Source organism: Cupriavidus sp. WGlv3, from assembly GCF_023952475.1.
In the GTDB taxonomy this organism is placed as follows: domain Bacteria; phylum Pseudomonadota; class Gammaproteobacteria; order Burkholderiales; family Burkholderiaceae; genus Cupriavidus; species Cupriavidus phytorum.
On the sequence record NZ_JALHRX010000117.1, the window covers coordinates 1 to 780 of the forward strand.

A 780-nucleotide genomic window follows, 5' to 3' on the forward strand; every position below is an offset into this window, starting at 1 on the left:
CGCTGTATGCCAGCGATGGTCGCGTTGAGATCGACAATAACGCCGCGGAGCGGGCGTTGCGGGCTGTTGCTCTCGGTCGAAAGAACTACTTGCACTTCGGCTCCGACAGTGGCGGCGAACGCGGCGCCGCTATCTATTCGCTGGTGGCCTCAGCCAAGCTGAACGGTCTCGACCCCGAGGCCTACCTGAGCCACGTTATTGCGCGCATCGCCGACCACCCCGTCAATCGCGTCGCAGAGCAGATCCGCTCAACCGCCACCTAAAGGTAACCCTCTCGTCAAGAACGCTGACCGTCGGACGGTTACGACCGGACCTTGACTTCTCTTGTTTCATGCAGGCAGCGGCTGGCCGGCGATTAAAAGCATCGAATGGAGTGTGCTTCGCAGCGATAGCCCATGCCTCGAGCTAGCTTGTTGGTCAAGGCGCAAGCCACCACGCTCTAGTGTCTACGCGCCGACCGCGCACATTGTAAGAGCAGCCGTCGGGTGTTCTTTTCTCTTCGCTTGCTGATCCCCAGCGGATTGGCTCTCCCGCCTGCACGTACTGACGTGGCACAACGCCAATCGATGCCGCAAAATCTCGGCTGTTGCGGTACTGCTTTCCGTCACCCGCTCCTGCTGATAGCACGCTCGCAGTAATGAACCCCAATGCCAGGATCCTCATTAGACGCTGCCCAAAATCGTCGGCGGCAAGCTAACGTACGAGTTTTTTGTCGATCTCCGCAATCTGTGCATCGATATACTTGTAGTGGGTGTGGAGGCGCTCGAGGCTCTCTACTAG

Annotated in this window: 1 protein-coding gene and 1 pseudogene; one reads left to right on the forward strand and one right to left on the reverse strand. The window is 58.7% G+C overall.

Features of this window, described 5'->3' with window-relative positions:
- Nucleotides 1–263, forward strand: a 263-nt coding sequence (locus tag MKD38_RS30740) for a transposase domain-containing protein (RefSeq protein WP_252669778.1), incomplete at its 5' end; no start/stop codon positions are given.
- A gap of 97 nt (nucleotides 264–360) precedes the next feature.
- Here MKD38_RS30740 and MKD38_RS30745 read toward each other — a convergent pair.
- A pseudogene (locus tag MKD38_RS30745) lies at nucleotides 361–780 on the reverse strand (transposase); the annotation flags it as partial.